At 73.6% G+C, this 20,851-nt stretch carries 5 protein-coding genes; all 5 read right to left on the reverse strand.

Annotated features, from left to right (window positions below; translation table 11 throughout):
- Positions 1-22: 22 nt before the first annotated feature.
- From EHO50_RS13530 to EHO50_RS13550, 5 genes are read right to left on the reverse strand one after another with little or no spacing between them, the layout of a single operon-like run.
- Positions 23-235 (reverse strand): MbtH family protein, encoded by a 213-nt coding sequence (locus EHO50_RS13530; protein WP_128430162.1) that lies wholly within the window; start codon positions 233-235, stop codon positions 23-25.
- A complete protein-coding gene (locus EHO50_RS13535) occupies positions 232-4,152 on the reverse strand; it encodes a non-ribosomal peptide synthetase (protein ID WP_128430164.1) in 3,921 nt (1,306 codons plus the stop codon). Before EHO50_RS13535 ends, EHO50_RS13530 begins: the two co-directional genes overlap by 4 nt.
- A 20-nt stretch (positions 4,153-4,172) precedes the next feature.
- Complete coding sequence (locus EHO50_RS13540) at positions 4,173-11,834, reverse strand: non-ribosomal peptide synthetase (protein WP_128430166.1); 7,662 nt, start codon at positions 11,832-11,834, stop codon at positions 4,173-4,175.
- 6 nt (positions 11,835-11,840) lie between these two features.
- Entirely contained in the window at positions 11,841-19,481 is a 7,641-nt protein-coding gene (locus EHO50_RS13545) for a non-ribosomal peptide synthetase (protein ID WP_128430168.1), read from the reverse strand.
- Positions 19,478-20,779, reverse strand: a complete 1,302-nt coding sequence (locus EHO50_RS13550) for a cysteate synthase (RefSeq protein ID WP_128430170.1) — start codon at positions 20,777-20,779, stop codon at positions 19,478-19,480. The genes EHO50_RS13545 and EHO50_RS13550 overlap by 4 nt, the downstream gene beginning before the upstream one ends.
- Positions 20,780-20,851: the final 72 nt, after the last annotated feature.

Here is a 20,851-nt window from a genome sequence, read left to right on the forward strand (position 1 = left end):
CCTCCCGTGTTTCCGCTGTTCCCTATGCGCCCATGGCCCGGATGAGGCTCTTCGGACGCATGTCGGTCCAGTGCTCCTCAACGTAGTCCAGGCACGACTGGCGGCCGGCGCCACCGTGGACGACGGTCCAGCCGGCCGGCACCTCGGCGAAGGCGGGCCACAGTGAGTGCTGGCCCTCGTCGTTCACCAGGACGTAGTGCTCGAGGGCGTCGTCGTCGAAGGGGTTGGTGGTCATGCGGAGTTCCTCCTGTGGGTGGGGTGGGGTGGGGCTGTGCTCAGTCGCCGGGCGAGCAAGGGTCCGATCCGGTCCAGTGGTCCGGGTCGGGTCATCTCGCCGTGGGCGCAGGGGATGTCGTGGTTGTCGACGCGGCCTCGCACGTACGGCTGCCAGGACGTATGGCGTTCCGGGTGCGCGTCGGGATCCTGGGCGGCGCTGAAGAACAGCAGGTCGCCGTCGTACAGCAGGGGGGCGAACTCCTCCAGCAGTCGCCGGTTGTTCGCCGTCACCTCGACCAGGGCCGCGAGTTCGGCGTCGTCGAGGCTGCCGGGGAGGTCGGGGACGCGGCGCACGAGCTCGGCGAACCCACTGTCTGTCAGTTCCACATCCCGCGGCGGCAGTTCCCGCCCCAGGATGGCGAGCAGGCTGCGCAGCACCGCCGGGCGGTCGGTGGGGCGGGGGCCCTGACTCGTCCATGCACCCGGGAAGGAGTCCAGCATCACCAGCAGCGCCACCCGTTCCCCGGCCGCCTGGAGCGTCGTGGCGACGGCGTGGGCGACTAGGCCGCCCATGGAGTAGCCGAGGAGGTGGTACGGGCCCTCGGGCTGGATCTCGCGGATGCGCGCCGTGTGTTCGGCGACCGTCTCGGCGAGGCTGTCCTGCCGCTTCTCCCCCGGCTCCAGTCCACAGGACTGCAGTCCGTACAGCGGGCGGTCGGCGTCCAGATGCCGGGTCAGCCCGGCGAAGCCCCAGGCCAGACCGGAGGCCGGCGGGAGGCAGAAGAGCGGCTCGCGGTCGCCGCGGGTGCGCAGCGGGAGGACGGTGGCGAGGGCTGCCGTACCGGTGTCCGTGCCCATGTCCGGGTCCGTGCCACCGGTCGTCCGGCGGGCGAGCGCGGCCACGGTCGGTGTCTCGAAGACCGCGAGCACGGGGAGTTCGGCGGCGAGTTCGGTCCGGATCCGGGTGGTCAGCCTGGGGACCAGGAGGGAGTGTCCGCCGAGGTCGAAGAAGCTGTCGTGGACGCCGATGCGGGCAGGGTCGAGTCCGAGGACTTCGGCGACGAGCGCGCGTAGCTTCTCCTCCGGCTCGGTGCGCGGAGCACTGCGGGTCGGGGTCGGGGCGCCGGGGGCGGGCAGGGCCGTGCGGTCCAGTTTGCCGCTGGCGGTGAGCGGCAGGGCGTCGAGGGCGACGATCGCCGAGGGGACCATGTGGGCGGGCAGAGTGCGGGCCAGGTGCGCGCGCAGTACGTCGGCTTCGGCGGCTCCTTGCGCGGCCGGTACGGCATAGGCGATCAGCTGCTGCTCGCCCCGTGCGTCCTCACGTACGGTGGCCGCCGCCTTGGTCACGGACGGATGAGTGGCCAACACGGCCTCGATCTCGCCGAGTTCGACGCGGAAGCCGCGGATCTTCACCTGGTGGTCGGCCCGGCCCAGGAAGCGCAGCTGTCCGTCGCGGTCGCGCACCGCGAGATCGCCGGTCCGGTACATGCGCTCCCCCGGCCCGCCGTACGGGTCCGCGACGAAGCGCTGCCCGGTCAGCCCGGGTCGGCCGAGGTAGCCGCGGGCCGGTCCGCCGCCCGCGATGTACACCTCGCCCGTCACCCCGTCGGGCACAGGCTGCAGGGCCTGGTCGAGGAGGCGGATGCGATTGCGTGCGAGGGGGCCGCCCAGGGGCGGCGAGCCCTCCTTGGGGTGGGGGTCGACGTCGGACTGCCAGGCGGTCGCGTAGATGGTGGCTTCGGTGGGCCCGTAGAAGTTGACGATCACGGCCTCGGGGAAGGCGGCTTGAAGGTCGGTGAGGAGCTGTTCGGGAATGGGCTCCCCGCCCAGCGCGATGACCCGAGGGGAGATCTCGGGTCGGTCGGCGACGACGGTAGCCGTCACCGAGGGCACCCCGCTGACCAGGGTCGCGTCCCGGCCGCCCGACGTCGTGAGTGCCAGCAGGTTCTCGACGATCTCGATACGGCCTCCGCACAGCAGCGGGGAGAAGATCTCGAACACCGACACGTCGAAGTTGAGCGAGGTGGAGAAGACCACCTTGGCCAGCCGCTCGGGGCCGAGCGCGGTGTGCGTCCACTCGACGAACTCGACGATGCTGCCGTGGGTCTCCGCGACGCCTTTGGGTCGGCCGGTGGAGCCGGAGGTGTAGATGACGCACGCGATGCTGTCGGGGTACGAGGGCGTTGCTGACATGTCCTCCTGACGTGCCATCACATCGCCCGTGAAGACCGGCGTTTCCCCGGGCAGCACCTTGGCCGTCTCGTCCGTGGCGAGCACGACGACCGGCCGGGCGTCCTCGACCATGTACGCGAGGCGCTCGCGCGGGTACGCCGGGTCGAGCGGCAGATAGGCGGCGCCGGACTTCAGCACGCCGAGAACGGCGACGACCAGCTCCGCCGTCCGGGGCAGCGCGATGCCGACGACCCGCTCGGGCCCGGCGCCCAGGGCCAGCAGCCGCCGGGCCAACTGCGCGGCCCGGTCGTCGAGTTCGCGGTACGTCAGCCGGACGCCGCCATCCAGCACGGCTTCCGCGTCCGGGGTGGCCGCGACCTGGGCCGCCCACAGGTCGGTGAGGGTGCGGGTCGCCGGGGCCGGTTCCGGACGCGGGTCCTCCTGGTGCCGGGCGAGTGCGACGCGGCCCAGCGGGAGTTCCGGGTCGGCCGCCATGGTCTCAAGGAGCCGTACGAGACGGTCGAGGGTGGCCTCGGCCCAGTCGGCGTCGAAGAGGTCGGGTCGGTAGGCGAGGCGGAAGCGCGGCCGGGGCCCCGGTACTGCCACCAGGGTCACCGGATAGTGGGTCGCGTCGCGCCCGCCCGTGCCCACGACCCGCATGCGGTCGTCGTCTGCCTCGCGCCGGTCCATCGGGTAGTTCTCGAACACGACCAGCGTGTCGAAGAGTTCGGGCACCCGGGCTGCCCGCTGGATGTCGGCGAGGCCCAGGTGCTGGTGGTCGAGCAGGCGGACGTATGCCTCCTGGACCCGCCGCAGCAGGGCGCTGAGCGGCTCGTCGGGGCGCAGTCGGATGCGAGTGGGGATGGTGTTGATGAACAGGCCGACCATCGACTCGACGCCCGGCAGTTCGGCGGGGCGGCCGGAGACGGTGGCGCCGAAGACGATGTCGTCGTGGCCTGTCGTGCGGCTCAGCAGGATCGCCCAGGCGCTCTGGACCAGGGTGTTCACGGTGACGCCGAGGCGGGCGGCCAGTGCGGCGAGGGCGGTGCCGGTCTCCGGTGCGAGCTCCGTGCGGGCCTGCGCCAGGTCGCCGGAACCGCGGCCGTCCGGGGCGTGCGGGGCGAGCCGGGTCGGCTGCGTCACTCCGGCCAGCGCCTGCCGCCAGGCGGCCTCGGCAGCCGTACGGTCCCGGCGGCCCAGCCAGTCCAGGAAGGTGCGGTAGGGCGGGGCGGGCGGCAGGGCGGCGGGGGCGCCGTCGGCCTCGTACAGGGCGAGGAGTTCGCGCAGCAGGACGGAGACCGACCAGCCGTCGAGCAGGATGTGGTGGTGGGTGATGAGCAGCCGGTACCGTCGCTCGCCGGTGCGGGCCAAGGTGCAGCGGAGCAGCGGGGGCGTGGCCGGGTCGAAGCCGCGGGCCAGGTCCTCGTCCAGCAGGTGGGCCCACTCCTGCTCGGTGTCGATGCCGGGGCCGGTCAGTTCGGCCTCGGTCCACGGCAGCGTGGCCCTGCGCGGCACTACCTGCACCGGCTGCCCGCCGCGCCGACGCCGGAACGCCGCCCTGAGCGTGGGATGCCGGTCCAGCAGCGCCTGGGCTGCGGCGCGCAGCCGGTCGGGGTCCACGGCGCCGTCGAGTTCGAAGACCAGCTGGACCAGATAGACGTCCCGGGCGGCCCGCTCGTGCTCGTACAGGGCGTGGAAGAGCAGGCCTTCCTGGAGCGGGGTCAGGGGCAGTACGTCGATCTGTGCGGCGGGCTGCGTGGTCATGTGCTCTCTTTCGGGTCGGGTCAGCCGTCGAGGCCCGCGGCGAGTTCGTCGAGTTCGTCCTGGGAGAGGACGTCCGCGGAGAGGGCCTCCGCGGAGAGGTCGTCCTCGGCAGGCGCGGTCTCCGGGAGGGCCGCGGCCCCCGATGCCCGCTCGGTGAGGGCGCTCAGCGCCACGAACCAGGCGTCGGCCAGGTCCCGTACCTCCGTCTCGGTCACCACCCCGTCCACCCACGACCAGTCGGCCACCAGCCGGGGCCCGTCGTCGGAGTCCTGGACGACGGCGTTGAGGTCGAGCACGTGCGCGGCGCCGAGACCGGGGTCGACACCGCTGCCGAGGGCGGAGGACTCGGGCGCGAAGGTCCACTCGCCCGTGCTGTCGGGTGCGGTGAACCGGCCCAGGTAGTTGAAGCCGATCTCGGGGGCGGGGTGCTCGGCCAGGCCGGGCGCCGTCTCGGGGTTGAGGTGGCGCAGGAGGCCGAAGCCGGCGCCGCGGTCGGGCAGTTCGCGCAGGCGCTCGCCCACGCGCCGGGCAGCGACCTCGGCGGCGGGGCCGGCGGTCAGCGCGTCGGTGAGGTCGAGTCCGGTCAGGTCGAGGTGGACCGGGTAGAGGGAGGTGAACCAGCCGACCGTGCGGGACAGGTCCAGGCCGGGCGCCAGTTCCTCGCGGCCGTGTCCCTCGACGTCGACGAGGACGTGCTCGGTGCCCTGCCGGTCCGCGACGGCCAGGGCGAGGCCGGTGAGCAGGACGTCCTGTGTACCGGTGCCGAAGGCGGACGGGACGCTGGTCAGGAGCGGGCCGGTGGCCTCGGGGGGCAGGGTGCGGCGCAGCGAGCGCGTGGTCGCGGCGGTGTCCCGGGCGGGGTCGAGCGGGCGGGCGCCCAGTGCGGTGCGCGGGGCGGCGAGCATACGGCGCCACAGGGCGGCCTCGGCGACCCGGGCGGGCCTGCGCGCCTCCTCACCGAGGAGCCCGGACCAGCGGCGGAACGACGTGCCGACCGGCGGGAGCTTCGCAGCGCGCCCCTCGGTGAGCGCCGACCAGGCGGACTCCAGGTCGGGCACGAGGATCCGCCAGGACACCCCGTCCACGGCCAGATGGTGGACGACGAGGAGCAGCCGTCCGGGGCGTTCCGGCCCGGCGTCGAACCACACCGCCCGGACCATCGCCCCGGCGGCCGGGTCGAGCAGCCCGACGGCCCGCTCGAACTCCTCGATCACCACCGCAGGGAGATCCTCACCGGCGTCCCTCCGGTCGAGCAGGGCTGCGGCGCGCACCCGGCCGACCGGACCGACGTCGAGTTCGCCGGACGGGGTGAGCCGGGCCCGGAGCATGTCGTGGTGGTCGATCAGGACCTGCAGCGCCTCGGTCAGGCGCGGCAGTCGGGCGCCCGCCGGGACGGTCAGGAGGACGGACTGGCTGAGCCGGTCGATCGGCCCGCCGCGCTCCAGCAGCCACCGCATCACGGGGGTGAGCGGCAGCGCGCCGACTCCGTCGTCCTGGGTGCGGCCCGCACCCACCGGGCCGCGGGCCACCGCGGCGAGGCCACTGACGGTCTGGTGCTCGAACACGTCCCGGGGAGTGATCACGACGCCGGCCTCGGCCGCCCGGCTCACCAGCCGGATCGAGGAGATGCTGTCCCCGCCGAGGGCGAAGAAGCCCTGGTCGAGCGGAACGCCCGACAGCTTGAGCAGATCGCGGAAGAGGTCGGCGAGGATCTGCTCGGCGGGCGTCGCGGGCTCCCGCTCCGTGGGCGTCCCGGTGGCGGTGGGGGCGGGCAGGGCCTTGCGGTCGAGCTTGCCGTTGGGGGTCAGCGGCAGGACGTCGAGGACGACGACGACCGACGGCACCATGTAGTCGGGCAGCGACCGCTCGGCGTGCCCGCGCAGCTCTGCCGGGTCGGGGGAGCCCGGGGCGCCCGGTACGACGTACGCCACCAGCCGCTCGTCGCGCACGACGACGACCGCCTGCGCCACCTCCGGGTGGGACGCGAGCGCCGCCTCGATCTCTCCGGGCTCGACGCGGAAGCCGCGGATCTTGACCTGGTCGTCGGCCCGGCCCGCGTACTCCAGCTCACCGTCGGCCGTCCAGCGCGCCAAGTCGCCCGTACGGTACATCCGTTGGCCCGGCTCCCCGAACGGGTCCGCCACGAACCGCCCGGCCGTCAGACCGGGCCGCCCCAGATAGCAGCGCGCCACACCGGCACCGGCGAGGTACAACTCGCCCACCACACCGGGCGGGACCGGCCGCAGCCAGGCGTCCAGCACATGGGCTCGCGTCCCGGTGACCGAGCGTCCGATGGGTGGCGCCTGGTCCCCGGAGAGCGGCACGCTGATCGTCGCGCACACCGTCGACTCGGTCGGACCGTAGGCGTTGGCCATGCGGCGGCCCGGCGCCCAGCGGGCGACCAGCTCCCCCGGGCACGCTTCGGCACCGACGACCAGGGTGCGCAGCTCGGGGAGGTCCCTGGTGGGGAGTGTCGCGAGCGCTGCGGGCGGGATGAGGGCGTGAGTGATGGACTCGTCCGTCAGCGTCCGCCCCAGCAGCTCGCCGACGAGGGGTCCGGTCTCGGTCGGGACCACCAGCGTCCCGCCCGCGGCGAACGCCATGAGCAGTTCCATCACCGACGCGTCGAACCCGGGCGCGGAGAACTGGAGCACCCTGGAGCGCCGGTCGAGGCCGAAGCGCTCGATCTGGGTCTGTGCCAGTGCCGCCAGCCCTCGGTTCTCGACGACGACGCCCTTCGGCACGCCGGTCGAGCCCGAGGTGTAGATGACGTAGGCGGCTTGCTGCGGGTCGTGGGCCGTCGGGAGGTCGCCGGGTACGCCGGTCGGCGCCAGGTCCCGCAGGACATGGGCCGGTCGGGCGTCTCCGAGCATGAAGTCGATCCGCTCACGCGGTAGACCCGGGTCCACCGGCAGGAAGGCCGCCCCGGTCAGGGCCACCGCGAGGATCGCGACGATCCGGTCCACGGAGCGCGGCATCAGTACGGCGACGACGTCGCCGGGACCGACCCCGCGTCCGGCCAGGACCCGCGCCAACCCCTCGGCGCGGGCGTTGAGTTCGGCGTACGACAGGTCGTTGAGCGCCGGGGCGTGCGGAGTTCGCCGTGCCTGGTCCCGGAAGAGCTCGGCGAGGGACGTCGGTCGCACCTCGTCCGACGTGGTGTTCCACTGGGCGATCCGCCGGAGTTCGGTGTCGTCGAGAAGGTCGAGGTCACCGATGCGCCGGTCTGGGTCGTCGGCGACGGCGGCCAGCAGGCGCACGAGCCGGCGGACGAGGTGCTGAGCCGTGTCGGGGTCGAACAGGTCGGTGCTGTACTCGGCGACGCCGTCGATGCCCGCGGTCGAGCCGTCGGCACGGCGGTGCTCGGTGAGGTACAGGGACAGGTCGAAGCGGGCGGCGCCGGTCTCGACGGGCTCGCGGGTGACGCGCAGGCCGGGCAGGGAGAGGGCGGGCTCGGTGGTGTGGCCGGTGAAGGCCAGCATGACCTGGAAGAGGGGGTGGCGGGCGAGGGACCGCTCGGGGCTGATGGCGTCCACGAGGAGGTCGAACGGCACGTCCTGGTGGGCGTAGGCGGCCAGGTCGAAGTCCCTGGTGCGGTCGAGGAGTTCGCGAAAGGTGGGGTTGCCCGAGGTGTCGGTGCGCAGGGTGAGGGTGTTGACGAAGAAGCCGACGAGGTCGTCGAGCCTGCCGTCGGTCCGCCCCGCGACGGGCGTGCCGATGGGGATGTCGGTGCCGGAACCGAGCCGGGTCAGCAGCGCGGCCAGCCCCGCCTGGAGCACCATGAACAGCGTGACGCGCGAGGAGGCGGCGAGGTCGGCCAGCCCGGCGTGCAGATCGCCGTCGAGGGCGAGGGCGACCCGGTCCCCTCGGCCACTGGGTTCGGCGGGCCTGGGGCGGTCGGCGGGGAGAGTCAGCTCCTCGGGGGCGCCGCTCAACGCCTCCTTCCAGTAGCGCGTCTGACGTGACATCAGACTGCCCGTCGCATCCTCTGGTCCGAGCAGCTCGCGCTGCCAGCAGGCGAAGTCGGCGTAGGTGACGGGCAGTTGCGGCCATTGCGGTGCGCGCCCTGCCGACCGTGCCTCGTACGCCGTCTCCAGGTCGCGCATCAGCGGTGCCATGGACCAGCCGTCCACCGCGATGTGATGGGCGAGGAGCAGCAGGACGTGGGTGTGGGGCGCGAGGCGGTACAGGGTCGCGTGCAGCGGGAGGTCCGTCGCGAGGTCGAAGCGGTGTCCGGCCGCCTCGGTGAGCAGGGCGGGCAGTTCGGCCTCCGTGGCCGGGGCGACCGGCAGGGACGGCCGTGCCTCGTCCGGGGGCAGGATCCGCTGGTGCGGGGTGCCCTGGACATCCGGGTAGAGCGTGCGCAGCGGTTCGTGGCGGGCCACGACGTCGCCGAGGGCGGCCTCCAGCGCCTCGTGATCGAGCGGGCCGGTCAGCCGCAGCGCCCACGGCACGGTGTAGGTGGTGTGGCCGCCGTCGAGGCGGCTCATGAACCACAGGCGCTGCTGGGCGTACGACAGCGGGAGCGGCTCCGTACGACGGTCCCGGGGGGCGAGCTCGGGGCGGCGCTCGTCCTCGATCTCGCTCGCGCGGGCCGCGAGTCCGGCGGGCGTCGGTGTCTCGAAGACTGCCCGTACGGGCAGTGCCGTGCCGAGCGCCGCCCTGATCCGGTCGGCGAGCCGCATGGCGAGCAGGGAGTCGCCGCCCAGCGTGAAGAAGCCGTCGTCGGGGCCGACTTGGTGGGCGTCGAGGCCGAGGACGTCGCCGAACAGGCCGCAGAGGATCTCCTCGTGCGGGGTGCGTGGGGCGCGCCCGGCGCCCGGTGCCGCGGCGGGGGCGGGCAGGGCGGCACGGTCCAGCTTGCCGTTGGCGGTCAGCGGCAGCCGGTCCAGGACGACGACGGCCGAGGGCACCATGTGGTCCGGCAGTGTCCGGGCCGCGTGCCGGCGCAGTGCCGCCGGGTCGGGTGCGGTGTCGGCGGACACGGCGTACGCGACGAGGCGTCCGTCCCGGACGAGCGCGGCCGCCTGCGCCACCTCGGGGTGGTCGGCCAACGCTGCCTCGACCTCGCCCAGCTCGATACGGAAGCCGCGGATCTTGACCTGGTCGTCGGCGCGGCCCGCGTACTCCAGCTCACCGTCGGCCGACCAGCGCGCCAAGTCGCCCGTACGGTACATGCGTTGGCCCGGCTCCCCGAACGGGTCCGCCACGAACCGCCCGGCCGTCAGCCCCGGCCGGCCCAGATAACCGCGCGCGAGACCCGCGCCGGCCACGTAGAGCTCACCGGTCACACCCGGAGGAACGAGCCGCAGGCCGGCGTCCAGTACGTAGGCGCGCAGGTCGGGGATGGTCCGGCCGATACCGCTCAACCGGCCCTGGCTCAGTGGGAGTCCGGTGACGTGGACGGTGGTTTCTGTGATTCCGTACATGTTGACCAGGGCGGGCGTGTCCTGCGGGTGGCGCGTGTACCAGTCGGCCACCAGCGCGGGGTCGAGTGCCTCGCCGCCGAAGACGACGTACCGCAGCGGCAGGTCGTCGGGGACGCCGACGCGCAGCAGTTCTCCGAACGCCGACGGGGTCTGGTTCAGTACCGTGACCCGTTCGCGGGCGAGCAGACGCAGGAACGCCTCCGGTTCGCGGCTCACCTCGAACGGCACGATCACGAGCGTGCCGCCGTGCAGCAGCGCTCCCCACAGCTCCCAGACCGAGAAGTCGAAGGCGTAGGAGTGGAACAGGGTCCACACGTCGTCGGGGCCGAAGTCGAACCAGTGCGGGATCGACTCGAAGAGCCGGATCACGTTCCGGTGCGGTACGGCGACGCCCTTGGGCCGGCCCGTGGAGCCGGAGGTGTAGATGACGTAGGCAAGGTGATCGGCCGTCACCTTCGGTGAAGCCGCAGGTGCTTCGGGGAGCGGCCCGTCGAGCGTCAGCACCGGGACCTCCGAGGCAGGCAGGTCCGCGGCCTTCTCTCCGGTCGTCAGGAGCAGGACCGGGTTCGAGTCCGCCAGCATGAAGGCGAGCCGGTCCGCGGGATACTCCGGGTCCATCGGCAGGTAGGCGGCGCCGGTCCTGAGTACCGCCAGTACGGCCACCACCAGCTCGGCGGAGCGGGGCAGCGCGAGGGCGACCAGTCGTTCCGGGCCCGCGCCGTGTGCCGCGAGCACCCGGGCCAGCCGCTCCGCGCGGGCGTCGAGTTCGGCATAGGTGAGGCGGGTGCCGTCATGCACCACGGCGGTCGCGTCGGGGGTGCGGGCGGCCTGGCGAGCGAACAGCTCCGGCAGGGTGGCCTCCCCCACGCCCTGGGCCGGAGCCTCGCCGAGCAGGCGCTCCCGCTCCCCCGGCAGCAGGATCTCCACCTCGCCGAGGCGTCGCGACGGGGCCGTGGCCAGGGCTTCGAGGACGAGGGCGAACCGGTCGAGGAGGGCGCGGGCGCCGGTCCCGTCGTACAGGTCGGGGCGGTACGACAGCCGCAGTGCCAGGCGGTGGGCGGGCAGGACGGCGAGGGTCAGCGGGTAGTGCGTGGCGTCGCGGCCGGGGAGCTCGGTGACCCGGGAGGCGCCGGGGCCCGCGGAGCCGGGATGGTTCTCGAAGGCGAGCAGGGTGTCGAAGAGGTCGCCGCCGGTGCCGGTTGCCCGCCGGATGTCGGCGAGGCCCAGGTGCTGGTGGGCGAGCAGGCCCGTCTGCCGGTGCTGGAGGCCGGTGAGGAGGTCGGCGACGGCTGCGTTGTCGTCCCAGCTCACCCGGGTGGCGACGGTGTTGATGCAGAAGCCGACCATCGAGGCGATGTTCCGCAGCTCGGGCGGGCGGACGGACACGGTCTGGCCGAAGACGACGTCGGTGCGGCCGGTGAGGCGGCCCAGCAGTACGCCCCAGGCGCCCTGGACGAGGGTGTTGAGGGTGATGCCGAGGGAGCGGGCGGTGGTCTCGGCGGCCCGGGTCAGCTCTTCGGGGAGTTCGACGACGAGTTCGGCCGGGAGGACGGTCGTGGGGTTCGCCGTGTTCGCGGCGTTCGGGCCGTTCACGGCGTGCACAGCGTTCGGGGCAGGACTGAGGAGAGTCGGCTCGGCCACACCGTCCAGCGCGTCACGCCAGGCCGTCTCCGCCGCGTCCCGGTCCTGCCGGGCCAGCCAGGCAAGGTAGTCACGGTAGGCGGGCGCCGGAGGCAGGGACGTCGGGTGCTCGCCCACGTACAGGGCGCTGAACTCACGCACCAGCAACTGCTTCGACCACCCGTCGAGCAGGATGTGATGGTTGGTGATGACGAGGCAGTACCGGTCCGCGGCCCGGCGCACCAGCAGGTACCTGATCAGCGGCGGCTTCGCGAGGTCGAAGCGGCGGGTGCGCTCCTCGTCGAGCAGCCGCTCCCACTCCTTGTCCCGCTCCTCCTCGCCGAGAGCCGACAAGTCCGCCTCGGTCCACGGCAGTTCGACGTCCGTGGGCACGATCTGCACGGGCGCCCCGGTCTGCCGGCGCCGGAAGCAGGCGCGCAGGTTGGGGTGCCGGTCGAGCAGGGCCTGCCCGGCGGCGCGTACGGCGGCCGGGTCGACCGAGCCCGTCAGCTCCAGGATCTGCTGGGCGGCGTAGACGTCGGGGGCGTGTTCGTCGTCGTACAGGGCGTGGAAGAGCAGGCCTTCCTGCAACGGCGACAGGGGCAGGATGTCGGCAATTCCGGACCGAGTCACCGTCGGTTACCTCCACTCGCTTCCGAACTCGGCTTCGAGTTCGTCGATCTCTGCTTGGGACAGGGACACCAGGGGCAGGTCGGACGGCGTGTGTCCGCCTCCCGGGGTGCCTGCGGCCTGGGCGGTCAGCTCCTCGCACCACAGGTCGGCGAGGGCATGGACGTCGCCCTCGGACCAGATGCCGGGGGCCCAGGACCAGGTGGTGTCGAGCCGGCCGTCGGCGGTGCTCACCGCGGTGATCTCCAGACCGTGCGCGACGGGCATGGCGGCGTCATGGGCCGCGCCAAGGTTCCGCAGCGGCTCCGGCGCGGGCGAGAAGTCGCCGTCCGCCGAACGGGCCGTACGGCCCAGGTAGTTGAAGCCGACCTCCGGGACCGGGAGGGCGGCGAGGGCGGGTCCGGTCTCGGGGTTGAGATACCGGAGCAGGCCGTGGCCGATGCCGTGGTCGGGTACGGACCGCAGCTGTTCCTTGACGCTCTTCAGCACGTGCGCACGGTCGCCGAGGTCGATGCCGGTGAGGTCGAGCCGGGCGGGCGCGACGCTGGTGAACCAGCCGACCGTGCGCGACAGGTCGACTCCCTCGGCGATCTCCTCGCGGCCGTGCCGCTCGATGTCGATCAGGAGGGCCCGGTGGCCGAAGCGGCGCGCGAAGGCGGTGGCCAGGGCGGCGAGCAGCACGTCCTCGGGACCGGCGTGGAAGGCGGCCGGGACGGCGGTGAGCAGTTCGTCGGTGACCTCGGCCGGGAGTTCGCGGGTGAGGTGGCGCATCGCGCCGGTCACGTCCCGTTCCGGGTCGGGGCGCCGGGCGCCGAAGAGGGGGGCGGGCTGCTCCAGCATCCACTGCCATACGTCGAGTTCGTCGGCCCGCTCCAGCGCCTCCCGCTCCAGCAGCAGGGCCCAGTGCCGGAATGAGGTGCCCGCAGCGGACAGCTCCGTCTCGCGCCAGGCGGCGGCCAGGTCGGTGCACAGGAGGTTCCAGGAGACGCCGTCCACTGCGAGGTGATGGGCCGTCAGCAGGAGACGCCCGGGACGATCCGGTCCGGCGTCGAACCACGCCGCCCTCAGCAACCTGCCATTTTCCGGGGCGAGTTGAGGTGGCCACCCCCGTCGCTCGGTCGCGGTAGCCACGTCGGACACAGCCACTCGCTCCAGCAGCCCGCCCGCGTCGACGCTTCCCGGCGGCAGGATCTCGGCCGTCCAGTCGTCGGTACTCAGCCGCATCCGCAGGACGTCGTGACGGTCCACGAGGGCCTGGAGCGCGCGCGTCAGACGCTTCTCGTCGGCGTCGGCCGGCGTGACGAGCAGGACGGACTGGCTGAACGAGCCGATGGGGCCGCCGCGTTCGCGCAGCCGGTGCAGGGCTGGGGTGAGGGGTAGCTCGCCGACCGCCGGTTCCTGGTCCCGGGACGGTGTGTTGGGAGCCGGGCGGGCCGCCGCAAGCGCGGCGAGCGCGGCCACGGTCCGCTGCTCGAACACATCGCGTGGGGTCAGCCGCACGCCCGCGGCGATCGCTCGGCTCACCAGATGGATCGAGGTGATGCTGTCGCCGCCGAGGTCGAAGAAGCCGTCGTCGACGCTCACGTCAGCCACGCCGAGGACCTCGGCGAAGAGCTCCTGGAGGACCCGCTCCTCGGAGGTGCGGGGCGCCCGGCCCGCACCTGCCGACACCCGAGCCGGCTCGGGCAGGGCCGCACGGTCCAGCTTGCCGTTGCCCGTCATCGGCAGGGCGTCCAGCGGCACGAGGGCCTCGGGCACCATGTGGGCGGGCAACTGCCGGGCGCAGTGGGCGCTCACGGCCACAAGGTCGGCCTCACCGGCGCCGACGACGTACCCGACGAGACGCCGGACACCGCCCCCGTCCTCCCGCACGACCACCGCGGCCCGCGCGACGACCGGATGGGCGGTCAGCACACCCTCGATCTCACCGGGCTCGATCCGCAGTCCCCGGATCTTGAGCTGGCCGTCGGCCCGCCCGCGCAGCTCCAGGGTGCCGTCGGCACGGCGAACGGCGAGGTCACCGGTGCGGTACATGCGCTCACCGGCCGGGCCGAAGGGGTCGGCGACGAACCGCTCGGCGGTCAGGCCCGGACGGTTCCAGTAGCCGCGGGCCACATGGTCGCCGGCCACATACAACTCGCCCTCGACGCCGACCGGTACGGGGTTCAGGCGTGTGTCCAGCACATAGGCGCGGGTGTTCCACATGGGCCGGCCGATGGGCACGGGCCCCGTCGGGAGGTCGTCGCCGGGTTCGATGCGGTGGTCGGTGCAGCCGACGGTGAGTTCGGTCGGGCCGTAGTGGTTGATCAGCCGTACGTGCGGGTGCGCGCGGCGCCACTGGCGCAGGGCCTCGCCCACGAGTGCCTCGCCGCCGAGCATGAACTCCTTGTCGGGGGACAGGTCGTGCGGGAGCGCGGGCAGCAGCGGGAGGTGGCTGGGGGTGGCCTTGAGGAAGGTGTAGCCGCTGCGCAGCGGGGCGGCGCCCGCCTCGTGGAACGCGGCGATGTGCACGCGCCCACCGGCGGCGAGCGCCCCGTGCAGGGTGGTCACCGTGGCGTCGAAGGACATGGTGGCGTGCAGCAGCGAGGTGCCCCGCAGGCTCGGGTACGCCTCCACGCAACGGGCCACGTAGGTGGTGAGGTTGCGGTGCTCGACGACGACGCCCTTGGGACGGCCCGTGGTGCCGGAGGTGTAGATCAGGTAGGCGGGATCGGCGGGCCGGGCCTCGGCGAGCGGCGCGTCGGGGTCCTCCGGTGCGGTGTCCGGGGACACGACGGGACAGGCAACGGGATGCCGGTCGCGGGTGATCAGGCACACCGGGGCCGCGTCGGAGAGCAGGTGGGCGGTGCGCTCGGCCGGATGCTCGGGGTCCAGCGGCAGATAGGCGGCGCCCGCCTTGAGCACGGCCAGCACGGCGACCGCGAGGTCGACCGAACGGGGCAGCGAGAAGGCGACGACACGGCCCGGCCCGGCACCGTACGACGTCAGCACCCGCGCCAACCGGTCAGCGCCCTCGTCGAGTTGACGATACGTCAGTCTGATCGAGGCGTCTTCGACCGCCACGGCGTCCGGCGAGCGCGCCGCCCGCGCCTCGAACATCCGGGGGAAGGTGGTGTCCGGAACCTCCCGTGCCGTGTCGTTGAACTCCACGACCAGGCGGTGCCGTTCGCCGTCCGCGAGGATGTCGAGCGCCCCGATCGCCCGGCCTGGATCGTCTGCGGCAGCCCGCAGCAGCCGTACCAGCCGGGCGGCCAGCTCCTCGGCCGTACAGCGGTCGAAGAGGTCGGCGCTGTACTGGAGCACACCCTCGATGCCGTCGGGCGAGCCGTCCGCGGCGCGCTGCTCACCCAGGTTGAAGGTCAGGTCGATCTTCGTCGCACCGGTCTCGACGGGCAGCGTCCGGGCCTGGAGTCCGGGGAGGTCGAGGCTCGGGTCGGCGGTGGGCCGGAAGGCGAGCATCACCTGGAAGAGCGGGTGCCGGGCCGGCGAGCGCGGCGGGTTGAGGGCCTCGACCAGGCGCTCGAACGGCAGATCCTGGTGGGCGTAGGCCGCCAGATCGATCTCCCTGACCCGGTCCAGCAGGTCCCGGAAGGTCGGGTCGCCGGAGGTGTCGGTGCGCAGCACCAGGTTGTTGAGGAAGCAGCCGACCAGGTCGTCGAGCACCTCGTCGGCCCGTCCCGCGACCGGGGTGCCGATCGGGATGTCGGTGCCCGCGCCAAGGCGGGTGAGCAGGGCGGCGAGCCCTGCCTGCACGGCCATGAACACGGTCGTGCCGGTCTCGGTGGCCAGCGAACGCAGCCTCCGGTGCAGATCGGCGTCGAGCCGGACCTGGATGTCACCGCCCCGGTGGGTGGCGTGGGCCGGGCGCGGGCGGTCGGCGGGGAGCGGGAGTTCCGCGGGGAGTCCGTCGAGCACCTCACGCCACTGGGCGAGTTGACGGTCCTGGTCGTGACCGAGGACGTCCTGCTGCCAGGCGCCGTAGTCGGCGTACTGGAGGGGCAGCGGCGCCCAGTCCAGCGCACTCCCCGCCAGCCGGGCCCGGTACGCGGTCGCCAGGTCCCGGACGAGCGGGTGCAACGACCAGCCGTCGGCGGCGATGTGGTGCAGGACGAGCAGAAGCACACTGTCATCGGGCCCGAGGCCGATCAGATGGGCACGGAGCGGGATTTCCTCGTCGATCCTGAAGCCGACGGACGCCAACTCACCCAGCTTCCGCGCGAGTTCGGCCTCGTCGCCGACGGTGTCGATCCGCAGGTCGGGCCGTACGGCGTCCAGTACCCGCTGGCAGGGAATCCCGTCCGCGTCCGGGTACACGGTGCGCAGGATCTCGTGCCGGCTGACGAGGTCGGCCAGTGCGGCGCGTAGCGCCTCCGCGTCGAGCGTCCCGCCGGTCAGCCGTACGGCGAGCGGGATGTTGTAGGCGGCGCCGGGCCCTTCCAGTCGATGCAGGAACCACAGCCGGCGCTGGGCCGACGACACCGGGGGCTCACCCTGCGCCGCCTGTGCGGTCTGTGCTGCCTGCGCCGTCGGCCTGCGAGCGGGGCGCGGTCGTACGGCCGTCCCCGTGCCGAGCAGCTGGGCGAGCCCGGCCGGCGTGGGTGCCCGGAACACGTCGCGCAGGGTCAGCTCGGTGCCGAGCGCGCCGCGGATACGGCCCAGGAGCCGCAGCGCGAGCAGCGAGTGGCCGCCGAGGGCGAAGAAGCCGTCACCGGGACCCACCTCGTTCAGGCCCAGGACATCGGCGAACAGGCCGCACAGGACCTCTTCGTACGGAGTCCGGGCGGTGAGGGGCGCGGGTGCCGTCCCGCTCGGCGGCGACGGCAGCGCGGCCCGGTCGAGCTTGCCGTTGGCCGTGAGCGGCAGGTGGTCCAGGACCACGACGGCCGACGGCACCATGTAGTCGGGCAGATGGGCCGCGAGATGGTCGCGCAGGTCGTCCGGTGCCGGTGACGCGCCCACGGCGGAGACGGCGTAGGCCACCAGGCGACGGTCGCCGGGTCGGTCCTCGCGGACGACGGCGACCGCCTGGGCGACCCCGGCCCGGCCGGCGAGGGCCGCCTCGATCTCGCCGGGCTCGATACGGAAGCCGCGCAGCTTGATCTGGCCGTCGGCCCGGCCGTGGAACTCGAGTTCGCCGTCCGGCGTCACGCGGACGCGGTCACCGGTGCGGTACATGCGGGCGCCGGGCGGGCCGAAGGGATCGGCGACGAAACGCTCGGCGGTCGCGTCCGGGCGGTTCAGGTAGCCGCGGGCCACACCGGGGCCGGCGACGTACAGGTCCCCCACCGTGCCCGTCGGGACCGGCTGGAGGGCGCCGTCGAGCACGTGGGCGCGCATGCCGTCCAGCGGGCGGCCGATGGGCAGCGGGTCCGGCACGTCGGCGCCGGGCGGGCAGGGGCGGTACGTGGCGAAGGTGGTCGTCTCGGTCGGGCCGTAGCCGTCGGTGACGGTCAGGCCCGGGCAGGCGGTCCGGACCCGGCGCACGGCGGCGACGGGGACGGCCTCGCCGCCGGTCCACACCTGGCGCAGGCCCGCGAAGCAGCCGGGGTCCTCCTCGGCAACCAGCCGGAAGAGCCCGGCGGTGAGCCACAGCGCGGTGAGCCCGTGTCGCTCCGTCAGGCGTGCCACGGCTGCCGCGTCCACGTCCTCGTCCGGGTCGGCGACCACGGCGGTGCCGCCGTTCAGCAGCGGCACCCACATCTCGTAGGTGGAGGCGTCGAAGGCAGTCGGCGAGTGGACCAGCACGCGCGCGTGCGCGCCCTCGTCGAACGCCGAGTCGGTGGCCAGGGCGGTGAGGTCGCGGTGGGTGACGGCGACGCCCTTCGGGGTGCCGGTGGAGCCGGATGTGTAGCTGACGTAGGCCAGTTGGGCGGGGTGCACCTGTATGCCGGGGTCGGTGTCCGTTTCAGAGACGAGCGTGGGGTCGGTGGCCGTGACGACGAGCGGGCCGCCGTAGGCCTCATCGGTGGGCTCGGCGTCGGTCAGCAGGACCGCCGCCCGTGTCTCGGCCAGGATCCGCCGGGTGCGGGCCCGCGGGGCACGTGGGTCGAGGCCGACGTACGCGCCGCCCGCCTTGAGGACGGCCAGCAGCGCGACGACGAGGTGGTCGGAGCGGCGCATCAGGACCGCCACGCGGTCCTCGGAGCGGACGCCGAGGCCGATCAGCCGATGGGCGAGCCGGTTGGCGCGGGCGTCCAACTCCCGGTAGCTGACGGCTTGTTCGCCGTGGACGAGCGCCGTACCGGTCAGGTCGGCGGTGACCTGAGCCGCGAACAGTGCGGGCACGGTCTGGCCGCCCGGGCGCGCATCGGCGCCGACGAGCCGTGAGTGTTCCCCGGCAAGGGCCGTCCCGACCCGGCCGACCGGGGTGCCGGGGCCGAGCACGGCCGCCGCGAACTGCTCCAGGAAGTGCGCGAACCGCCGGTGATGCGCGGCGAGTTCGGCCTCCGAGTAGTGCGCGGGGCTCGCGTCGAGGTCGACGCGGATGCCGTGGCCGTCCGCGCGGTCGTACACGTTGACGGCGAGGTCCTCGACCGGACCGGTGGAGAGGTTGTGCCGGGTGGTCGGGTGCCCGGCGAAACGCAACTCCGGCCCGAACGCCATGATGTTGACGACGGGCCCGAAGAACCGCCGCCCGTCCTGCGGCCAGTCCAACTCCCGGCGCAGGTCCTCGCCCCGCAGGCGCTGGTGGGCCAACAGTTCGCGGGTGGCGGTCGCGGTCTGGCGTACGAGGTGGAACGCGGCCGTGTCGGGCCGTACGGACAGGCGCAGCGGGAGCACGTTCGACGCCATGCCCGGCGTGGCGAGTTCCGTCTCGCTCTCGCGGGCGGTGACGGCGAGACCCAGCACGATGTCCCGGGCTCCGGTGAGCCGGTGCAGATAGGCGGCCGTCGCGGCGAGGACGACACGCGACCAGCGGGTCCCGGCGCGCTCGGCGGCCGCGTGGACCAAGTCCCCTGCTGCCGCGGGGAGATGACCGGTGCGGCGCAGGAAGCGGGAGGCGACCTGGGGCGGGTGCGTGGACAGGCCGACGGGGTCGGGGCGGTCGGCGAGGGCGCGGGTCCAGTACACCTGGTCGGCCGTGTGCCGTTCGCCGGACCGGTATGCCTCGTCGGCGGCGACCAGTGGGGCGAGCGGCGCGGACAGTGAGGTGTGCGGGGTGCCGGCGATGCGGGCGGTGTAGGCGTCGGCGACCCGGCTCGCGATGAGGGAGCAGCTGTAGCCGTCGACGGCGATGTGGTGGTAGCGCTGGTACCAGATCCAGTGGGCGTCCGCGAGCTTCAGCAGCGCGTACCGGAAGAGCGGGGCCCGGTCGAGGTCGAACGGTGTGGCGAAGTCGGCGGCCATCCATGCCTCGGCGGCGGAGCGGGCGTCGGGCTCGTCCGTGAGGTCGAGGACGGGCAGGTCCCAGTCGGGGTCGGCCTCGACGGTCTGGCGCACGGTGTCGTCGGCGGCGGCGAACCGCACCCGCAGCGTCTCGGTGGCGTCCACGACCTGGCGTATCACGGCCCGGAAGTGCTGTGGGTCGACGGGCCCGTGGATCTCGGTGTACTCGCCCACGTTGCAGGCGGGGCCGGCCGGATCGAGCCGCTGACCGAACCACATCGAGCGCTGGGCGGCGGACAGGTCCAGGTCCAGTGCGTCGGTCATCGGCCCTCCGCCACGACGACGGATCCGGCGCCGGTCAGCAGCCGTTGCACCTGCTCGGCGACGTACAGGGGACCCGTGTCGCGGCCCGGCCAGGGGACGCGCAGCCAGGGCTCGGCGGGGATCAGCGTGAGGTCGTGGGCCTGGCGGGCGCGGCCGCCGCCGGTGATGTTGAGGAGCACGAGTTCGTCGCGGCGGACCTGCCCGGCCCGCACCGCGTCGGCCAGCGCGGCGAGGGCGACTCCGGCGCCCGGCTCGATGTCGATGCCCTCGACCTCCTCGAAGAGCGCCATGGCGGCGAGCGCGGACTCGTTGTCGGTACATCGCACGGCGCCGCCGCTCTCGCCGAGCACGTCCCGGACTCCGCCGCGGACGGTGAACGGCGGGCGGCGGTTGGTCAGTTCGCGGGCGAGCGGCTCGTGTTCGCGGTGGGCCGGGGCGGGGCCGGTCTCCCGCCAGGCGTCGTACAGCGGCGTGAAGGGCGTGTTCTGGCACATCAGCAGGCGGGGCAGTGCCTCGTCGCCCGTGCGGAGGCGACGTGCCGTCTCGTGCGCGCCGATGGCCCCGGTACCGCTGCCGACGGCCTGTACGTACGTCTCCGGCAGCCGCCCCAGCTCCTCGGCGGCGGCCGGTATGACGGTCCCGAGGCCGTCCCGGCGGCCGACGTTGCGCGCGCCGCCCTCCGCGTGATGGCCCGGGAGTTGGGCGAGAAGGTCGGCGCAGGCGATGGCGTCGCTGTAGGTGGCGGTGCCCTCGAGGACGACGAGCCGGACACAGGGGTCGAGCGGGGCGGGGAACCGCATCCGCTCCAGGGCGGGGGCGGGCACGACGAGCAGACAGGGCACCCGGTGCCGGCCGGCGGCCCAGGCGAAGGCGGCGGCGGTGTTGCCCGCCGACGGGATCACCAGGACCGGCGGGTCGGCGGGCAGCCTGCCGAGCACGGTGTACGCCTCGAGGTCCTTGAACGTGCAGGTGGGCAGCTGTGCCCCGCGTTCGGGCCAGTGGCCGTTGAAGGCGACCCACAGCCGGTCGAGGCCGATCCGGCGGCCGAGCCGTTCGGCGGGGAGGACGACCGGGCCGGGCACGTCGGGGAAGGAACGCGCCACCGGCAGCAGCGGGGCGTACCGGAACAGCCCGGTGCCTTCACCGACGCGGGTTCCGGTTCCGTCGTACTCGGTGCGCAGAAATGCCGGTTCGTGGCCACGGGGGCAGTCGAGGAGGAGACCGTCGTCCGCGTAACGGGTTCCGCACGAGGAACAGACGAGTGTGTAGTGACGTGTTCCCGGACGTACTCCGGACATCTTCGCTCGCCTTCCGCAGTTCCGCATTTCGCTGATCAATTTGACCGTGCTCTTCAGGAAGGGCGGGCGACG

Origin of the sequence: Streptomyces cyaneus (genome assembly GCF_004028635.1) — a bacterium.
Classification (GTDB): domain Bacteria; phylum Actinomycetota; class Actinomycetes; order Streptomycetales; family Streptomycetaceae; genus Streptomyces; species Streptomyces cyaneus.

Excerpts from the sequence above, each read along its gene's own strand:
- EHO50_RS13530 (WP_128430162.1), bottom strand. The coding sequence starts at position 235 with ATGACCACCAACCCCTTCGACGACGACGCCCTCGAGCACTACGTCCTG.
- EHO50_RS13535 (WP_128430164.1), bottom strand. The coding sequence starts at position 4,152 with ATGACCACGCAGCCCGCCGCACAGATCGACGTACTGCCCCTGACCCCG.
- EHO50_RS13545 (WP_128430168.1), bottom strand. The coding sequence starts at position 19,481 with ATGACCGACGCACTGGACCTGGACCTGTCCGCCGCCCAGCGCTCGATG.
- EHO50_RS13550 (WP_128430170.1), bottom strand. The coding sequence starts at position 20,779 with ATGTCCGGAGTACGTCCGGGAACACGTCACTACACACTCGTCTGTTCC.